Origin of the sequence: Butyrivibrio proteoclasticus P6B7 (assembly GCF_000622085.1) — a bacterium.
In the GTDB taxonomy this organism is placed as follows: domain Bacteria; phylum Bacillota; class Clostridia; order Lachnospirales; family Lachnospiraceae; genus Butyrivibrio; species Butyrivibrio proteoclasticus_A.
On the sequence record NZ_JHWL01000012.1, the window covers coordinates 67,601 to 86,735 of the forward strand.

The window sequence follows — 19,135 nt, forward strand, 5'->3', positions numbered from 1 at the left end:
CAACAAATATTTAGTAAATCGTTAAACTCAAGTTTATTATTACGCCTGCGGTAGTTTCATGTCAATAGTTTTTTTGTTAAACTGCACAGAAAACATTAATATTGATTTAGTTTTTTGTACATTTTGATTGACTTTTGTCATTTTGAATCATAGTATTGATACATATCGAGATGTTTATCGTTAAACAATTTGCACAAATTAGGCACTTTGCCGAAAGGAGATCTCATGATTTATTATGTAGACGCCAATTCCTTCAGAGATGGGGATGGTAGCGCAGAAAGGCCCTTTAAACATGTTAATGATGCGGCTAAGATTGCTCAGCCAGGTGACGAGGTTATTGTTAAACCTGGTATATATAGAGAATTTGTAGCTCCAAAGAACGCAGGAACCAAGGAAAATCCCATTGTGTATCGCTCTGAGGAGCCACTTGGTGCTGTGATCACAGGTGCCGAGCTTATTACCGGATGGAAAAAGGTTAAAGGCTCCACATGGACAGCTCGCGTTAGCAACACTATCTTTGGGGATTACAATCCATATACTGAGAGAGTTTACGGAGACTGGTATTTCTCTCCTATTATCAGACACACAGGTTCCGTATTTGTTAATGACAGCATGATGTATGAGACATCTTCTCTTGAAGAGTGTCAGAAAGGCAAGGCTGATCCTCTTGCCTGGGATCAGGAGGCTGCCAAGTATCTGTGGTATACAGAGCAGGATGAGAAGACTAACGAGACAGTTCTTTTTGCTAATTTCCAGAAGCTTGATCCTAACAAGGAGAAGGTTGAATTCAGTGTTCGTAGAAACTGCTTCATGCCTACCAGAAATCATGTAGATTATATTACCGTCAGCGGATTCACCATCTGTAAGGCAGCTACAACCTGGGCTCCACCAGCAGCTTACCAGGATGGTATGATCGGTCCTCACTGGAGTATGGGTTGGATCATTGAAGACTGCGAGGTTTATGGAAGCAGATGCTGCGGTATTTCTTTGGGTAAATATCTTGATCCTGAAAATGACATGTACTTCACTATTAAGCAGGTTAAGAGTCCTACTCAGATGGAGAGAGATGCGGTCTGCAGAGGCCAGTACCATGGCTGGTTAAAAGAGAAGATCGGTCATCATATAGTTCGTCGCTGCCATGTTCATCACTGTGAGCAGACTGGTATCGTAGGCAGAATGGGTGCTGTATTCTCAACAATTGAGGACTGCGAGATTCATGATGTCTGCACATCACAGCAGCTTGGCGGTGCTGAGACAGCTGGCATCAAGCTTCATGCTGCTATTGACGTTACTATCAGACGCAATCATATACACCACTGCATCATGGGTGTATGGCTTGATTGGGAAGCACAGGGTGCAAGAGTCAGCCAGAACCTTATGCACGATAACTACAGACACGGTGGCCTTAAACAGGCTCCTGGTGCTATGTTCAGCTGCGATGTATTCATTGAGGTTGGCCACGGTCCAACACTTATTGATAATAATATTCTGCTTTCACCAACAGCCATCATCATTCCTAGTGAAGGAATCGGTGTTGTGCACAACCTGGTACTTGGAGGCTTTGGTCTTATCAACTCCGGTGTGGACAGCATTGTTAATGGCCAGAGAGAGCCAAGATATACACCATATCACATCCGTCACAGGACAGAGGTTGCCGGCTTTATGACTATCCTCCACGGCGACGACAGAATCTACAACAATGTGTTTATTCAGCAGCATGCTGTAACAGATAAGAAGAAAACTCCTGCTGATGCAGAATATGAAGTTGTTGGAACTAAGCCATTTGATATCTTCCCTTCTTATGAAGAGTGGATTGCACAGTTTGACTTTACCAAGAACCCTGATATGGGCGGTCTTGCCGAGGCTCACTTTGGTCACCTTCCTGTATGGGTTGAGGGAAATGCTTACTTTAACGGTGCTACTGTTTGTAAGCATGAAAAGAAAAAGAACCATCTTGAGGATAAGAAGAGTAAGATCACTGTTGAACTGAAAGAAAAGAATGGTGACTATTACCTTAAGACTAATTATGGCAAAGCTGTAGAGGACCTTGTTGATGGAATCATCACAACTGAAACACTTGGCAAAGCCTTCGAGCCAGAGCAGAAATTTGAGAACACCGACGGAACTCCAATCACCTTCGACAGAGATATCCTTGGTGATCACAGAAATTCTGAGACCATCCCTGGACCTCTTGCTAGTGTCGGAAACAAGGAAGTTCTTGTTTGGAAGAAACTGGTTATCTAAATAATTCAAAAAACGAAGGGCGCTCATATCAAAAAATGAGCGCCCTTTTCCTTTAGTTATTACATAACTATCATTTCTTTTTTCTCTTGAATGTGGCTGCAAATATCAAAGCTGCAATCAGTGCCACTACTGATATTCCGGCGTAGATATAGTTCTTTATATCTATAGTAGTTCCTGATCCAAAGTTCCCTCCAGGGAAGTCTCCACTTGGGAAGTCTCCATCCTGAGAATCTCCTCCTGGGAAGCCACTTGGAGGACCACTAGATTCACCACTTTGATCGCTGTCTCCTGGCTGAGAATCACCACTAGGGAAGTTTCCACCACCTGGGAATCCACCTGGTCCGCCAGATTTGTCATCATCAGATGATCCACCGAATGGACCACCAGATTTATCATCTCCAGAAGGACCACCACCACCGCCCATGGAGCCAAGATTTGAAAGTGTGATTGATGAGGCATCAATAAGGTTAGAGCTATCCTCTTCCTGGCCTGAATCAGTTGAAGGAATTGTTCCATCAAGCTGACCCTGGATACTCTGGCATCTAAGTTCTACAAACTGGCTCATGGTTTCTACCGCTGTCTCGAATTCTTCTACTGTGCAGAACTTTGTAGGATCTTTTTCCACATATTCATAGATCATTTCATAAGTGTTCTGCACAAGGTCTGCAAGATATCCACTTGTATAGAACTGATCAAGGAATTCCTGATAGTATTCGTGATACTGCTCCTGATATTCTTCTGTGGATGTTATCCATGTAAACATTGGTCTGTCGTTACTTCCTTCAGTGATGGACTGCGGAGTATCGATTGGATCATTTATTGTCCCTGTAGAATCTGATGCCTGGAAGGTTCCAAAGGCAAGGTTGTAATCCCAAGGGATCATGTACAATTCGCCATCTTCCTCGTACAGGTAGTAGTTGTGGATCATGTTACCTGTGTAGCTATCGCCATTTACAACGAAGTTGTGGACAACCATGTAGCGCATTACTTCGTCTACATTAACAGCGCTATCAATCTTCTCAGAATCTGACTCTTCAATTCCCTCACTGAGGTTCTTCAGGGCCTTGATCAATCTCTTTTTATCTGCCTTAGAAACTTCAGTCTTGGCGCTGTTAAATATTGTTGAGTAGCTGTCGATGTCATCATCTATGTACTGGAGCTTGGCGTCGCTACTTCCCATTCCAAATTCGCCAGAGCCTCCTTGGAATCCGCTGCTAGAATCAGGTCCATCGCTATCGCCATCTCTTTCAAATGGATTCTTCATACCCATCTGATCAAAGTCCATGTCCTTCATGTCGAAGTCGCCACCGTTACCCCGGCCACCGCCCATAGACATACTATCTGGTTTATAGAGATCACCAAAATTGGTGCCATAATTTCTTTCAAGGAAGGAATCCTCAACTGCTTCAACTGCCAGGTAAAGTCCCCAGTCCTCGCCGTTGACTGTTATGTAACAAAAGCTAACAAGAGGTGCATCCACGCCGAACTCGTTCATAAGCTTGTAGGTTATATAGTCCTTCATCATGCTGTAATCCTGAATCAGGTCATTAAGGCAAAGCTTATCAAGTCCGTGATAATTTCCAGAAGTGTCATAACAGTCAAACTCTATCTTAAAGGAGTATCTCTCACTATCAAGCTGGGATACTGTGCTAAGGGATGTGTTTCCTTTAGCTCGTATTCCAACATTTTTGACGGTCTCACCATCTATCGTAACGTCGGCCACGCTGTACTCTTCACTGGTGGCATTCTCTATGAGTTCATCCCAGTTATCCATGGTAATGTCGATGGTATGAACGTAGCTGTCATCGAAGAGAGTATCCTCGTAGCCAAAAGAAACAGTATCCTCTGCTGTTACTCCCAGCGCGCTTCCGTTCATAAATAGCACAGTTACAAGAACAGTCACGACAGTGATGATGACACATATTTTGTTTATATTCCTGCTAGTTGACATTCATTCTGTCTCCTTTAGTTCTTTTAACCGTTCATCCCATGTACTCGCCGTTGTAGCTTACAAGTACTGCGCTGTTAACGCCAGCCATATCAGAAAGCTCGTTAACAAAATCTGTGTTGTCTTCTTTAAGTCTTACTTCGATGTTGAGCTCAAGGTTGCCCTTCTGAGCACTCTTACTCTTAACTACGAATCTATCAACCTTAGATTTGATATAGTCAGTTGCCTTAACCTCTGCGTCATGACCGTCGCAGTTTACAACTACGATATAAGGCATGAGGTAAGACTTCTTATTAACAAATACAAGAAGGATTATTCCGATGATAATGCTTCCAAATACTGCAAGTGGGATCATACCTGCTGCAAGAACGATACCTACTGCGATTGACCAGAACAGGAACGCAATGTCCAATGGTTCCTTGATAGCTGTTCTGAAACGAACGATTGAAAGGGCACCCACCATACCAAGTGAAAGAACTACGTTACTTGTTACTGCAAGGATTACCAGTGTTGTTACCATTGTGAGAGCTACAAGTGTTACGCCGAAGCTGTCTGAATACATAACGCCCTGGTAAGTCTTCTTGTACACAAGATAGATAAACATGCCGATACCAAAGGCCAGTGCCATTGCCAGCACCATGTCCAGAATGCTTATGCTTGTTACATTTTCCAAAAAGCTTGATTTAAAGATGTCATTAAAGGTCATTTCTTTTTTCTCCTATTTATAATTATTGGTTATTGTATTTATATTGATCAGATCTGTCTGGCCTGTATTACAGGAAGCCTGCAGGCTTCGTACTTGGAAAAAGAGCCAGTCCTTGCATGTGGAAGCTGAACTGCGTCACGTATTATCTCTGGAAGGAAGTTGTCCCACTTAACCTCCATGATGCATACGCCGAAGGCTGCCGGAACTGTAATGCATTCCGTGTTCAGAAAATCTATACAATTAAGTCCGGATCTGATGTTGTAGTCCAGTGTTACTCTTACATTTCCAGGTCCATAGATAAATGGTTCTCTGTTGTAGTCAACGATTGTCTTAGGGCCAAGCCGTTCTGAGACCATTTTGGAATACAATTCCCTTATCAGGTCCTCATGTCTGTCTTTCATCCAGGCGATATCACCCTCTACAATTTTCTGAGCCTCTGTTTCCGTTAGAGAAGCCGAGACTTTTGTACCCAGGCCTGCTACTTTACTTTTCTTTTCAAGATGTATGACTGACTTATCTGAGTTGTAGTATCTTATCCTGAACTTCTGTCTCCGGCTGATTCCTGATTGTTTTTCTAAAAGAGCTTTATCTTCAGGGGTGTCAAAATAAAGACTACGAATCAGATATTTTCCATCTATGGCATGAGGATCCGGAGTGGCTATGGCTCTTAGGCGCTGCCTAATTGCGATCATGTCCTGGGTCGAGATCTCATGCTTTAATTCATGTCTAAATTGCACGGCGTACTCCTTTCATTGTTTTCATAAATCCCATGATATTTTCTTAACCTAAAAATAACCTAAAACTATTTTTAGGTATAAAAAAACAGGACTACGAAAATTCGTAGTCCTGATCTTATTAGTAGTGGTATTACTATATATTATCTTTGATAAATCAAAGAGCCTCGTGACATGTACGAGCGATAACGTCGAGCTGCTGCTCCTTAGTAAGGTTGATGAACTTAACAGCGTATCCAGATACACGGATAGTGAAGTTAGCATACTCAGGCTTCTCAGGATGCTCCATAGCATCGATGAGCTTCTCCTTACCAAATACGTTAACGTTAAGGTGGTGTGATCCCTGATCGAAGTATCCATCAAGAACGTTAACGAGCTTGTTAGCTCTCTCCTCGTCGTCGTGACCAAGAGCGTTAGGGTTCATTGTCTGTGTGTTTGAAATTCCGTCGAGAGCGTACTCGTAAGGAATCTTAGCAACAGAGTTAAGTGATGCAAGAAGACCGTTCTTCTCAGCGCCGTATGATGGTGATGCACCAGGTGCGAATGAAGCGAATGCAGGTCTTCCATCAGGTGTAGCACCTGTAGCCTTACCATAAACAACGTTTGATGTGATTGTAAGGATAGATGTTGTAGGCTCTGAATCACGGTATGTGTGGTGCTTCTCGATCTTCTTCATGAATGTCTTAAGAAGCCATACAGCGATCTCATCAGCTCTCTCATCATCGTTACCGTATCTTGGGAAGTCTCCCTCGATCTTGTAATCTACAACAAGACCAGACTCGTCACGTACTGTTGAAACCTTTGCATACTTAATAGCTGAAAGTGAATCTACAACGTGTGAGAAACCAGCGATACCTGTAGCGAATGTACGTCTTACGTTTGTATCGATAAGAGCCATCTCAGCTGCTTCGTAGTAGTACTTATCATGCATGTACTGGATAAGGTTGAGGATGTTTACATAGAGTCCTGCAAGCCAATCCATCATGATGTCATATTTGTGCATAACTTCATTGTAATCAAGTACATCTGAAGTGATAGGAGCCATCTCAGGTCCAACCTGCATGTGCTTGCCATCCTTTGTAAGGAACTTCTCATCCTTACCACCGTTGATAGCGTAAAGGAGACACTTAGCAAGGTTAGCTCTAGCTCCGAAGAACTGCATTTCCTTACCTGTCTGTGTAGCAGATACACAGCAGCAGATGCTGTAGTCATCGCCCCAGATAGGTCTCATAACATCGTCGTTCTCGTACTGGATTGAAGATGTTGTAACAGAGATCTTAGCAGCATACTTCTTAAATGTAGCTGGAAGCTTAGAAGTATAAAGAACTGTAAGGTTAGGCTCTGGTGAAGGTCCCATGTTCTCAAGTGTGTGAAGGAATCTGTAGTCGTTCTTTGTAACCATGTGACGACCGTCCATTCCAAGTCCACCAACCTCAAGTGTTGCCCAAACTGGGTCTCCTGAGAAGAGGTTGTTGTATGAAGGAATACGAGCGAACTTAACCATTCTGAACTTCATTGTCATGTGGTCGATAAGCTCCTGAGCCTCAGACTCTGTAAGTGTTCCTTCCTTAAGGTCTCTCTCGATATAGATATCAAGGAATGTTGATACACGACCAACAGACATAGCAGCACCGTTCTGAGTCTTGATAGCTGCAAGATATCCAAAGTAAAGCCACTGAACAGCTTCTCTAGCGTTCTTAGCAGGCTGTGAAATATCAAATCCGTAAACAGCTGCCATTTCCTTCATTCCCTTAAGAGCTCTGATCTGCTCTGAGATCTCTTCTCTCTGACGAATGATGTGGTCAAGCATTGTGCCATCGCCGCAGTTGTTGTAATCTTCCTGCTTCTTAGCGATGAGGTAGTCGATACCGTAAAGAGCAACTCTTCTGTAGTCGCCTACGATACGTCCACGACCGTATGTATCTGGAAGACCTGTTACGATGTGGCTGTGTCTAGCAGCTCTCATCTCAGGTGTGTAAGCATCAAATACTGCCTGGTTGTGTGTCTTGTGGTACTCTGTGAAGATCTTGTGGAACTTCTCATTTACCTTGTAACCATATGTCTCAGCAGCTTCTTCAGCCATCTTGATTCCGCCGTAAGGCATGAATGCTCTCTTAAGAGGCTTGTCTGTCTGAAGACCAACTACTGTCTCGAGGTCCTTCATAGACTCGTCGATGTAGCCAGGGCCATAAGCTGTAAGGCTTGATACAACTTCTGTCTCGCACTCAAGTACGCCACCCTTTTCACGCTCTTCCTTCTGAAGCTCCTGAAGTCTGCCCCAAAGCTTGTTAGTAGCATCTGTAGCATCTGCAAGGAAGCTCTCGTCTCCATCATACATTGTGTAGTTGTTCTGAATGAAGTCTCTTACGTTAACGTCATCCAGCCAGTGGGTTCCTTTGAACCCTCTCCATGCTTCGTTCATAATATATACTCCTCTCGTAATACGTGAATGAATTTGTTTGTTAATTATTTATCACTTAATTACACCGAGAGTTATGTTATCAAATAACAAAATTACAAACATTGATTAGAATCAAGTTTGCGAATTCTTTCACAAAATTGACACAATTTATCATTTACTTTTTTAAGAATCCAGATTTTATGATATTTTTTATCATAGTTAGTTTCATCTGGTCTTATTATTTTTTCTTATTTTGGATATTATTATATATTCAGTCTCGTATTATCATGTTTTTCATAGGATTTTAGATCGGGCCCACTTATAACTACAGAATTCAAGCTATTTTCCACACCACCCAGGAGGACATCGTATGAAAAACAAACAGGCTATCACAACAATCCGCTTAACAACGGCCGCTCTTTTTATGGCCCTCAACATTCTCTTTTCTTCATTTGGAATCCCCGTTTTAGGTGGTCACCTTTATCTTTGTGACATGGTGATCTGCCTTGCTGCTATATTACTTAATCCTTTAGAAGCCTTCGTTGTTGGAGGCGTAGGATCTTTTCTTGGAGATCTGCTCTTTTACCCAGCTCCAATGTTCGTGTCTCTCGTAACCCACGGATTACAGGCTGTAGTAATTTCACTTATCTCCCACAAAACTTTAAAGAATAAGCCCCTTGCATCAGGAATTGGTGTTACAATAGGTGCTATCATCATGGTTGTGGGTTATACCCTTGGTAAGATTTTTGTATATAGTACCTTTGAATATGCTATGTTGAAGCTCCCATTTGAAATCCTTCAGGGTGCTCTTGGAGCTGTTCTTGGAATGGTACTTTGCTGGGGATGCGGAATACACAAGCTGTTCAACAGATTTATAGAACCTCAGGACAGAGTTAAGAATAAAGAAAGTATCACCGTTAAAGGAGAATAAGATGTACGAAGATTTATTTGATCAGGCTGCTGCCATAACTGAAGAACTTGTAGAAAGAGCTGGCCTCAAAAAGGGACAGATCCTTGTAGTTGGATGTTCCTCATCAGAAGTTTGCGGAGACCGCATCGGAAGCGGCTCCAATCTTGATGCTGCAAAGGCTGTTTTCTCAGGAATATACTCTGTTACTCAGAAGTATGAGCTCTTTCTGGCCGCCCAGTGCTGTGAGCACCTCAACAGAGCCATTATAATTGAGCATGCTGCTGTACCTAATCAAGATATAGTTAACGTTGTTCCTCAGCCTAAGGCAGGCGGATCCTTTGCAACCACAGCCTACGAAACCTTCTCTGAGCCAGTTGCTGTAGAAGAGATCCGTGCAGACGCAGGTCTTGATATCGGCGATACATTTATCGGAATGCATCTAAAAAAAGTGGCTGTCCCTGTCAGATTGACAGTGAACAGCCTTGGACAAGCTCATATTACAGCCGCACGAGTACGACCTAAATTCATCGGCGGAATCCGCGCTCATTACGATGAGTCCCTTGAGTAAAAGAGCTTACTCCTCTCCGCGAAGGATGCGTGTTGCGTTCTGAACACGATCTGCGGAGGGGGATTCTACTCCCTCAAGCTGATAAGGGATTCCCAGTGCCTCAAATTTGTGCTGACCCATTGTGTGATATGGCAGCACTTCTATCTTTTTAACATTAGAAAGAGTCTCAATAAAACTTCTTGTCTCTTTGAGATATTCATCATTATCGGTAATGCCAGGAACCAGCACGTGTCTGATCCAAATTGGCTTGCCGATCTCTGACAGATACTTCATTCCCTCGATAATATTTTCATTAGGAAGGCCTGTAAGCTTAACATGCTCTTCTCTGTTAATGTGCTTGATATCTACAAGGAGAAGATCTGTGTACTTCATAAGCTCTTCAAACTTTCCAAAGAACTCGCTGTTTCTGTCTGGATCAAAAGGCTGAAGCGCTGTGTCAATACAGGTATTAATGCCACGCTCCTTGCACTCCTTGAAAAGCTCGATTAAAAAGTCTATCTGAAGAAGTGGTTCTCCACCACTTACTGTAATTCCGCCATCTTCACCCCAGTAGCCTCTATATCTTTCTGCAAAGTCTAAAAGCTCTGTGGCAGTTCTCATATCCTCTGACTTAGGATCCCAGGTGTCTGCGTTGTGGCAGTACTTACACCTTAACTTGCATCCCTTAAGAAATACGATGAATCTGATTCCTGGTCCATCAACTGAACCAAAAGTCTCTATAGAATGAATTGCTCCCTTTATCATTTGAACTCCTTACATCTTAATTATTATTACTGGGAAATATAGATCTCCCTCAAGGCATCACGGTCAAGAACTCTTAACTTGGCGTGGCCTACTCTCTGGATCAGCTTCATCTTCTCCATTTCCCTGAGCTTCCTGCTGACGGTCTCAGTTCGAAGACTAACGCTGGCTGCTATATCATCAAGCTTTAGTACTATATCATCTGTAGCGCTTCTGTCAACCCTGTACATCAAAAAGCCCGCCAGACGTGCAAGTGGGTCCTTGGTGGACAGTAGCATATTTCTTTCGTTGGCATCATGAAGCTTCTTACTTAGCAAAATAATGATGTTCATGGCGGCTGTTGGATTATCAACCACTTTAATGAAATCGTCCCTGTGGATCTGACAGATGGACGCATTAGTCAGACACACTGCAGAATACGGATAAACACTGCCATCCAGGAACATGCCCTCCCAGATGATATCATGGTCTGCAAGAATAGTGATGATCTGCTCTCTTCCAAGGGAATCATATCTGCAGAGCTTTACTCTTCCCTTTCGGATGATACAGATTGAGTCTACATCCTCGCCCTCACGAAAAAGATAACTACCCTTCTTGAGGTTCTCGTGGATGGAGTGCTCCATCAGACTCACCTGAGCATTTACAGGAAGTCCTTCGATAAGAGGGACACTCTCAGTACAGAATCCACCGCACTCCTCACAGATATTAAGGCCTATGATGCCCTTCTTGAGCTCCTCGGCCTTCTCTGCATTCTGGTATATTCCGCTTTTCGATGTTTTGGTCTTATCGTTCATACTCTTTTCCCAATCCGTTATTCCCTGGACCACAAGTAACAATAGGCCTGTGTTCTGGCTGCAAAAGGCTGAGTCTTAAGAAGTTCCCTAACCTCTGCCTTGGTATACCAGCCTGGAACAATCTCCTCTACATTGGAATTGCTCTTGGCAAACTCACCCTTAGCCTTTCCTACACAGCACACATTCTTTTCATTGGAAAATCCCACAGCGCTGTAGCTCTCTCCGATCCAGTCGTCGATACTAGTAATATCAAGTCCTGTCTCTTCCTTGAGCTCTCTTCTGGCGCACTCTTCAGGGCTCTCCCCTGGCTCCATAAGACCTGCCGGGAAACCATAAACCCAGGCACCTGGCGCAAGTCTGAACTCTTTATCGATGAGGATCTTCTCCCCTGTTTCGTCATGCATGATCATGACTACCGCATCAATCTTGTCATTGTTGATGTCGCTAATATCCTTAATATCAGGATTTCTACTGATGATCTCGTAGATCTTAGGCTGATCATCCTCGGTCCTGTAGTGAAGGTCATATCTGGTGATGAACTCACCCTGCTCCTTCTTACTAATATGTTCAAGTTTCATGATAGCTCCTTTTACATTGCACCATAAACGATCTGGCGCATCTTACGGATAAAGCTGTAATCGCAGCCTCCCTCGATCTGCTGCATGTAGATAAATGTCAGGTCCTCGCTAGGATCGATGAAGAAATAAGAGCCTGCTCTTCCGTCCCATCCGTACTCTCCAACGCTGCCGTTGGACACTGCCAGTGAAGGATCTGTGAGAATTCTGAAATAATTGCCATAGTTGTAGCCAGCACAGTTCTCAAGGTCATAGCCATCAAGCTGAATGCCGTGAAGCTGTGGTGATGTCATGTAGGCCAGAGTCTTCTTACCCACAAGCTCCTTGCCGTGGTAAGCACCCTTGTTAAGAAGCATCTGTGTGAAATGAGAATAGTCGTTAGCTGTGGAATACAAGCCACTTCCACCCATCTCAAACCAAGGATCCCTTGTTGGATTGTCCATTTCAAGGCGTCTCTTAACGTCATCCTCGGCTCTTACAACCTTGCCACTTTTATCTCTTCTATAGAGAACTGCCTGTCTGAAGGCCTTGCTCTCATCGATCTTGAAATCTGTATCCTCCATATTAAGTGGAGAAAAGAGCTCCTTCTTAAGGTAGTCTGAGAATTTCTTACCAGTTACCTTCTCAATAACTCCCGCCATGATATCTGCGGAATGTCCATATCTAAAGCCTGTTCCAGGTTCAAATGCAAGATATCCTTCAGAAAGCTTATTGCAAACATCGAGATTATTCTTAAGAATTCCAGATTCTCTCTGGGTCTTGGCTTCACGATAGATTTTACCCATGGATCTCTCTGCTTCGCCGAAGTCTCCAGCGTAGACGATTCCTGAAGTCATGTTGAGAAGGTCCTTAATAAGGATTGGTCTTGTAGCTGCTGTAATTCCCTCAGCAGATGCAACCTTGCACTTCTCAAAGCCAGGAATATAGTCTGAGAGCTTACTCATAAGATCCAGCTCGCCTCTCTCATAGAGCATCATTGCTGCAAAAGCAGTGATAGGCGCAGTCATGTCAAAAATCTTATAGATGCTGTCCTCTCTGTCTGGTTCAAAATGATTCTCGTAAACCCTTTTACCGTTGTGTTCCACAAGGATTGTGGCGCCCTGAAGCTTGTTGGCACTTCTCTGGGCATCAATAAGTTTATCAAGTCTGTTAAGCTTTCTAATGTTCATTACTATTTCCTCAAATCTATCGTTACTTTATTCAGGTTCTATCCTGATTGTCCGCCATACATAAATGTGAGCTGTGAGTAATCCCACAGCTCAATGATAGCATATACAAAATTATATTTAAAATTTTACTTCTGGCAAGCGATATTTTCTCTCGTAGAAATCCACTGCCTTCTCGAAGCCCTCTCTCTTCTCGGCCTTGAGGTGCTCGATATAACCGTGAGCATCGTAAGCATCGTCGTTGACCTCAATGATTCCAACAGCTATGTTACTGCAGTGATCAGCGATTCGCTCAAAGTCTGTTCCGATATCGCTAAGGTCAAAGCCCTGCTCAATAGTACATTTACCCTTACGAAGACGTCTTACATGTCTTCTCTTAACTTCCTTCTGAATGCCGTCAATGGCTTCCTCAAGAGGCTCAATGGTCTTGGCAAGCTCAATGTCCTGATTCTCGAAGGCTCTTATTGAAAGGTCTGTGATCTCCTGAACAGCTGATGAAAAGATATCCATCTCTGTCTGGGCCTTTGGCGAGAACTTTCTCTTATTTTCATCCATGTTCCTTGCCTTCTGCATGATATTAAGAGCATGGTCACTGATACGCTCGTAGTCAGTAATACAGTGTAAAAGAACCGACAAGGTGTGGGAATCCTGCTCGCCCAGGTGATGACTGTTGATCTTCATCAGGTAGGTTCCAAGCTGATCCTCGTACTGATCCACCTTACGCTCAAGGTAGTCAACCTCAGAAGCCTCATCCTCATCGAATTCAGTGATAAGTCCGATTGCCTTAGTAAGAGCATCCTTGGACATATTGGCCATGGTAATAGCTGCCTGTCTTGCCTGCTCCAAAGCAAATGGAGGATTGGAAAGGAAACGAGGATCCAGTGTGCGGATGCCTTCCTGCTCTTCCTGTTCCTTCTTTTCCTTATCATCGATAGGAATAGTCTTAAGTGCCAGGTTAACCAAAAGACCTGCAAATGGAAGCATAAGTGGTGTTGCCACCAGGTTAACCAGTGTATGAATACCAGCGATTCCCACCATACCGATCTCTGTCTCCATAAATGCGAAGTGCATAACTGCATTTAATGAATAGAAGATGATCATGAACAGGGACGCCTTGATAATGTTGAAGTACAGGTGCATAAGAGCAGTTCTTTTACCATTCTTGTTAGCTCCAAGGGATGAAAGAATTGCTGTAATACAGGTACCAACCTCAGCTCCGATGACAACTGGGATTGCCATGCTGTACTTAACCTTTACAGAAAGAGATAACGCCTGAAGTACACCGATGGTACCAGCGGAACTCTGAATAACCATTGTAAAGATAATACCTACCATAAAGCCGACAAGCGGATTACTAAAGGTTGTAAGGAATGCCTTAAAGCTGTCCACGTCCTTAAGTGGAGAAACTGCGTTGGACATGGTGCTCATTCCAAACATAAGAACTGAAAAGCCAAGAAGAATTGTACCGATGTTTTTCTTCTTATCTGTTTTGGCAAACATGTATAAGCCAATACCAATAAGGGCCAGGAATGGTGTAAAGGATGTTGGCTTTAAAAGATTGATTATAAAGTTATCACTGCTGATTGCGTTCAATGAAAGAAGCCAGGCTGTAAATGTAGTACCAAGGTTAGCACCAAGGATTACGCTAACTGCCTGCTTAAGACTCATGATTCCGGAGTTAACAAGACCAACAACCATGACGGTTGAAGCTGATGATGACTGAACAAGAGCTGTTACTCCAACTCCAAAAAGATATGCAATGACTGGATGCTTGGTCACCTTGGCAAGTACAATCTCAAGCTTGCCACCTGCTGCCTTGGTAAGACCGCCACTCATGACATTCATTCCATAAAGGAACATGGCAAGTCCGCCCACCAATCCTGCTACCAGACTAAACATTTCTAAAGAACTCATTTTTCCTCCATATAGGTACTCTCCCTTAAGAGCTTTCCTGCTCTTCGTACCTATTTCTTATCTTTCCTTCTCTTTGCTACAGGTATATATTACAGGATTAACCTAAAAATTACCATAAAAAAATATAGGATATCAGCTCTTTACTATAACTCCTTCAGCATGCGGACATACTTACCAAATCTTGCCTCATTAAGAGACACCCTTTTGTCCGTCATGTATTCATCTCCATATATATTCTCTTCAACATCCACCTCATCAGTTATAATGAAACCCAGCTTCTCGCAAATGTGGATGGATACTTCATTTTCTTTTTTAACAAGGGTCTGGACCTCTTCAAATAGAAGCATATCTCTTCCATAATCCAGGATCGCTTTGCAGGCTTCGTATGCATAGCCCTGTCTCTGATACTCTGTGCCCACAAGAAAGCCCAGCTCTATATCGTCGAAACCATTTCTGACTGAATAGCCAGCTCTTCCTATCACTGCGCCGTCGCTCTTACGGACCAGAGTCCACACTCCAAAGCCCATGAGCCCATAGACCTTCTCGATGTAGTCCTTTTGATAACGCTTCTCATCCTCTGGATTCTCGAAAAGACCTTCCATATATCTGGTCATTTCCGGATCTCTGTATAGCTTGTAGAACTCATCCACGTCATCCACGGTGGTCTCTCTTATATGAAGGCGCTCTGTATCTAATATATCCCAGGGCTCACCACTGTATCTCTGATAAGCCTTCACAAATGAGTCCATTTCCACCTGGTCAATGTCGGAAAAGACATATTTAAGACCTTCAAAGGTTGTATTTCCTTCACCTTCCGTCTGGGCCGCATCTGGAATGATGCCCACCACGTAGAAGCCTTGATCTGTCAGCTTCTTAGCAGTATCTGGATTATCACAGCCTATAAGAATCTCATTCTTATAGGGCTCATCACCGTCAAATATAGTATTTGTGTCGTTAAGCGCATGGACTGTGCTGATAATATCACTGCCGTAGCCATTTTCTATAACGTAGCTACGGGTTTCACCTATCTTTTTATCTGGATTGTCCACCACAAAGACTATCTTTTTAAGCATGCATCTACCTCTACTCAATATATTACTACGAATCGCTTATAATTCCCACTATTCACCTGTCTTGCAATGACAAAATCCCGTAGTTTCCCTATACAACAAGAAAACCACCGAATCCAGAAATCTGAATTTGGTGGCGTTTACAATTTGTTAACAATTAATTAAAGGAATGGTTACTTCAAATCATTGTTTGGACATATTGACTTGTTACTATAATATTGTCAGATGAGTTAAGACAATACCAAATTAAAAAAACTTTTTCATAATATGCCAGGTAAGGAAGCTTACCTGGCATCCTCCCTGTTATAGGGCTTTTTTTATTTCTGGGCATTTCCCTGAAGGAAATTCTCCATATCAGCTACAGCTGATTCCTCATCACTACCCTCGGCAATTACAGTAACTGCCTCGCCAGAACTAAGGTTAAGTGTCATCATTCCCATGATACTCTTGGCATTAACCTTCTTGGACTGAGCTTCAATGTGTACAGTGCTGTCATACTTGCTGGCAAGCTGAACAAGCTCTGCAACTGGTCTTGCCTCTAAACCTCTAGGCAACTTGATCTCGATAGATTTTGTTATCATAATTTCCTCCTTAAAATCGAATCTTATCCGCGATTTCACTAAGCTTCCTGAGACGATGATTAACTCCTGACTTACCAACAGGTGGATCCAGATACTGTCCAAGCTCTGAAAGCGTTGCATCCGGATGCTCCAGCCTTACCTCGGCCATCTCTCTTAAACTGGCCTGCAGATTGTCGAATCCATAATGATCTCGGATATAGGTAATATCCTCAATCTGCTTGGTGGCTGCATTAACGGTCTTGGTAATATTGGCAACCTCACAGTTAACGCGCCTGTTTATGGAGTTACGCATCTCTTTTACAATACGGAGATTCTCCAGATTCATGAGACTTACGGGGGCTCCCATTATATTCAAAAGATCTACAATGTCAGCACCCTCCTTAATATAGAGGACGTAATACTTCTTCCTAACTACTATCCTTGACTCTATATCAAAGCTTTCTATCATCTCTTGTAACTGCCGGGCAATTACTTCATTGGAACATACAAATTCAAGATGATAGCCCTTATTGGGATCGCTAATGGACCCGATGCATAAAAAAGTGTCACGCAGAAAGGCCCTCTTACAACAGGAATTTCTGGTAACCATCGGATTGGCTCCATTATCAAAGCCCATTATCTGGTTGTTACTATCAAGCATCTTGACCGCTCCTAAAATAGAGCGAATATGCGAAGCATCAGTCAAAACCGGTCTGTAAACACGACCGTTATTTCGCACATCAGGAACGTCCTCCAAAATGCTAGTTCCTATATTAAATGCTTTTTTTAATAATGTAAAGAACTTTCTCACTACAAGCACGTTATCGGCCTGTAGGTACAAGGTTCTATCCCCCTCTTTGGAGGTCTTGATGCACCCTGCATTTATCAATATTGCGGCAATTTCAGAAAGCTGACAGTGTCTCGCGTTTCCAATATTACCGGCAAGCTCTTCTCTAACTTCTTGTGAAAAAGACATATCTCACCTTGCCTGCTTAACATCTCTATGAGACAGTTTAAGACCATAGTTTCCTTTTGAATCCTTGAGTCTCTGGTAGAGCTCATTGGCAATAGTCACACTTCTGTGCTGTCCACCAGTACATCCTATTGCAACAACAAGCTGGTATTTACCTTCCTGAACATAGCCAGGAATCAAGAACTGAAGCATATCCTCCAGCTTATCGCAGAATTCTCCACAGGCTGGGAAGCTCTTTACGTAGTCCTGAACGCCCTTGTCGTTACCTGTCTGGTGCTTGAGCTCATCAATATAATATGGGTTAGGTAAAAATCTGACATCAAATACAAGATCCGCATCACTTGGAATTCCATACTTAAACCCAAAGGAAAGGATTGTTACCATCAGGGAATTGTATTCCTCGTTTTTAACGAAGATCTTATCCAGCTCCTCTTTTAACTCTCTGGTAAGAAGCTGAGAGGAATCAATTACATAGTCAGCTCTTTTCTTAATCTCTGCAAGAAGAGCTCTCTCCTTGGCAATACCCTCCTCGATTCTGTCTCCTACAGAAGTGACATTCATTGGATGAATTCGTCTTGTCTCTTTATATCTTTTGATAAGGACCTGATCGCTGGCATCCATGTAAAGGACCTCGATAGGAATACCTCTAACCTTGAGACCATCAATAATTCCCGCAACTTCTTCAAACTTCTGTCCGGCTCTGGTATCTATTCCAAGGGCAACCTTACTGATCTCACTATCAGGCATTGTGATAAGCTCAGCAAACTTCTCGATCAGGGAAACTGGCAGATTGTCTACACAGTAAAAACCTGCATCCTCAAGCATATGAATCGCTGTGGACTTACCACCGCCGCTCATTCCGGTTACTATCACAAATCTCATGTGAACACCTCTCAAACTGTTCTAAGTTAAAACTCACCAAGCATTATTACTTCCGGCTCCAGTGTAACGCCAGAAACGTCGAATACCTTATCTCTTACGTCGCAGATCAGCTGGTACACATCTGAAGATGTAGCTGAACCCTTATTAACTACAAATCCGCAGTGCTTCTCAGAAACCTGGGCGCCACCTACTGTGTAGCCCCTAAGACCGGCATCCTCAATAAGCTTACCTGCAAAGTGGCCTTCAGGTCTTTTAAATGTAGAACCTGCGCTTGAGAATTCCAAAGGCTGCTTCTCTCGTCTCTTTCCAGCCAGCTCAGCCATGGTCTTGGAAATCTCTTCCTTGTCGCCCTTTTCAAGTTCAATGAGCACAGAAAGAACTATGAACTTCTTGCCCTTTAATGCGCTGGTTCTGTATCCAAACTTAAGAGCTTCGTTATCCAGCCTTATGATCTCTGCATCTGGAGAAAGAACTCTCACTTCTTTGGTAACAAGCTTCATCTCTCCGCCATAGGCACCAGCGTTCATGATCATGGCTCCGCCGATGGTTCCAGGGATTCCAGCTGCAAACTCAAATCCGGTAAGAGAGTTATCACAGGCAACGCGGGCTATCTTGGAGTTCATAACGCCAGCTTCCGCATATATTCTGTTATCGTCCTCTAAATGTATTTCGGTTAATCTCTCTGTTGAGATTATAGCTCCGTCATATCCCTTGTCAGAAACAAGGAGATTGCTTCCATTTCCAAGAACGAAGTATTCAACTTCAGCTCTTTTAAAAAGAGCTATGATCTTCTTAAGCTCATCAAAGCTCTTTGGCCTTATAAAAAGGCTTGCAGGCCCACCAGTTTTAAACGTAGTGTGCCTGCTCATGTCTTCATTTATTAAAATATCTTCCTCTGAGACAATGTCTCTTAGGATATTAAGTACTTCCTTATTCACCAAAGACTCCT

General features: G+C 43.1%; 17 protein-coding genes. 3 read left to right on the plus strand and 14 right to left on the minus strand.

Annotated elements, in window-relative coordinates:
• Positions 1 to 225 precede the first annotated feature (225 nt).
• Positions 226 to 2,244, plus strand: coding sequence for a right-handed parallel beta-helix repeat-containing protein (locus tag T541_RS0110145; protein ID WP_026652637.1), 2,019 nt, complete (start codon positions 226 to 228; stop codon positions 2,242 to 2,244).
• A gap of 70 nt (positions 2,245 to 2,314) precedes the next feature.
• Here T541_RS0110145 and T541_RS0110150 read toward each other — a convergent pair whose 3' ends face one another.
• The 4 genes from T541_RS0110150 to pflB form a co-directional block, all read right to left on the minus strand.
• On the minus strand, positions 2,315 to 4,195 hold the full coding sequence (locus tag T541_RS0110150; RefSeq protein ID WP_026652638.1) for a CotH kinase family protein: 1,881 nt from the start codon (positions 4,193 to 4,195) through the stop codon (positions 2,315 to 2,317).
• A gap of 31 nt (positions 4,196 to 4,226) precedes the next feature.
• Entirely contained in the window at positions 4,227 to 4,898 is a 672-nt protein-coding gene (locus T541_RS0110155; RefSeq protein WP_026652639.1) for a DUF4956 domain-containing protein, read from the minus strand.
• A 47-nt stretch (positions 4,899 to 4,945) separates the two neighbouring features.
• A complete protein-coding gene (locus tag T541_RS0110160; protein WP_026652640.1) occupies positions 4,946 to 5,635 on the minus strand; it encodes a polyphosphate polymerase domain-containing protein in 690 nt (229 codons plus the stop codon).
• Between the two features lie 154 nt (positions 5,636 to 5,789).
• A complete protein-coding gene (pflB, locus tag T541_RS0110165; RefSeq protein WP_026652641.1) occupies positions 5,790 to 8,054 on the minus strand; it encodes a formate C-acetyltransferase in 2,265 nt (754 codons plus the stop codon).
• Between the two features lie 349 nt (positions 8,055 to 8,403).
• On the opposite strand from pflB, the gene T541_RS19350 reads away from it, so the two are divergent.
• Together T541_RS19350 and T541_RS0110175 are read left to right on the plus strand one after the other, a co-directional pair.
• On the plus strand, positions 8,404 to 8,964 hold the full coding sequence (locus T541_RS19350; RefSeq protein ID WP_051538192.1) for an ECF transporter S component: 561 nt from the start codon (positions 8,404 to 8,406) through the stop codon (positions 8,962 to 8,964).
• A gap of 1 nt (position 8,965) precedes the next feature.
• Entirely contained in the window at positions 8,966 to 9,511 is a 546-nt protein-coding gene (locus tag T541_RS0110175) for a TIGR01440 family protein (RefSeq protein WP_026652642.1), read from the plus strand.
• A gap of 6 nt (positions 9,512 to 9,517) precedes the next feature.
• Here T541_RS0110175 and pflA read toward each other — a convergent pair whose 3' ends face one another.
• From pflA to murB, 10 genes are all read right to left on the minus strand, one after another.
• Complete coding sequence (pflA, locus tag T541_RS0110180) at positions 9,518 to 10,255, minus strand: pyruvate formate-lyase-activating protein (RefSeq protein WP_026652643.1); 738 nt, start codon at positions 10,253 to 10,255, stop codon at positions 9,518 to 9,520.
• Between the two features lie 26 nt (positions 10,256 to 10,281).
• Entirely contained in the window at positions 10,282 to 11,046 is a 765-nt protein-coding gene (locus T541_RS0110185) for a Crp/Fnr family transcriptional regulator (RefSeq protein ID WP_026652644.1), read from the minus strand.
• 17 nt (positions 11,047 to 11,063) lie between these two features.
• Positions 11,064 to 11,624: an NUDIX hydrolase gene (locus T541_RS0110190; RefSeq protein WP_026652645.1), complete on the minus strand. Its 561-nt coding sequence runs from the start codon at positions 11,622 to 11,624 to the stop codon at positions 11,064 to 11,066.
• An 11-nt stretch (positions 11,625 to 11,635) separates the two neighbouring features.
• Positions 11,636 to 12,790 carry a serine hydrolase domain-containing protein gene (locus tag T541_RS0110195; RefSeq protein WP_026652646.1) on the minus strand — a complete coding sequence of 385 codons (1,155 nt, stop codon included), beginning with the start codon at positions 12,788 to 12,790 and terminating at the stop codon, positions 11,636 to 11,638.
• Positions 12,791 to 12,907: 117 nt separating this feature from the next.
• Positions 12,908 to 14,701 carry a Na/Pi cotransporter family protein gene (locus T541_RS0110200; protein ID WP_026652647.1) on the minus strand — a complete coding sequence of 598 codons (1,794 nt, stop codon included), beginning with the start codon at positions 14,699 to 14,701 and terminating at the stop codon, positions 12,908 to 12,910.
• Between the two features lie 143 nt (positions 14,702 to 14,844).
• Complete coding sequence (locus T541_RS0110205) at positions 14,845 to 15,774, minus strand: GNAT family N-acetyltransferase (protein WP_026652648.1); 930 nt, start codon at positions 15,772 to 15,774, stop codon at positions 14,845 to 14,847.
• Positions 15,775 to 16,088: 314 nt separating this feature from the next.
• A complete protein-coding gene (locus T541_RS0110210) occupies positions 16,089 to 16,352 on the minus strand; it encodes an HPr family phosphocarrier protein (protein ID WP_026652649.1) in 264 nt (87 codons plus the stop codon).
• Positions 16,353 to 16,362: 10 nt separating this feature from the next.
• Positions 16,363 to 17,307, minus strand: coding sequence for a DNA-binding protein WhiA (whiA, locus tag T541_RS0110215; RefSeq protein WP_026652650.1), 945 nt, complete (start codon positions 17,305 to 17,307; stop codon positions 16,363 to 16,365).
• A 3-nt stretch (positions 17,308 to 17,310) separates the two neighbouring features.
• Positions 17,311 to 18,186, minus strand: coding sequence for an RNase adapter RapZ (gene rapZ / locus T541_RS0110220; RefSeq protein WP_026652651.1), 876 nt, complete (start codon positions 18,184 to 18,186; stop codon positions 17,311 to 17,313).
• Between the two features lie 26 nt (positions 18,187 to 18,212).
• On the minus strand, positions 18,213 to 19,127 hold the full coding sequence (murB, locus tag T541_RS0110225) for a UDP-N-acetylmuramate dehydrogenase (protein ID WP_420314805.1): 915 nt from the start codon (positions 19,125 to 19,127) through the stop codon (positions 18,213 to 18,215).
• Positions 19,128 to 19,135: the final 8 nt, after the last annotated feature.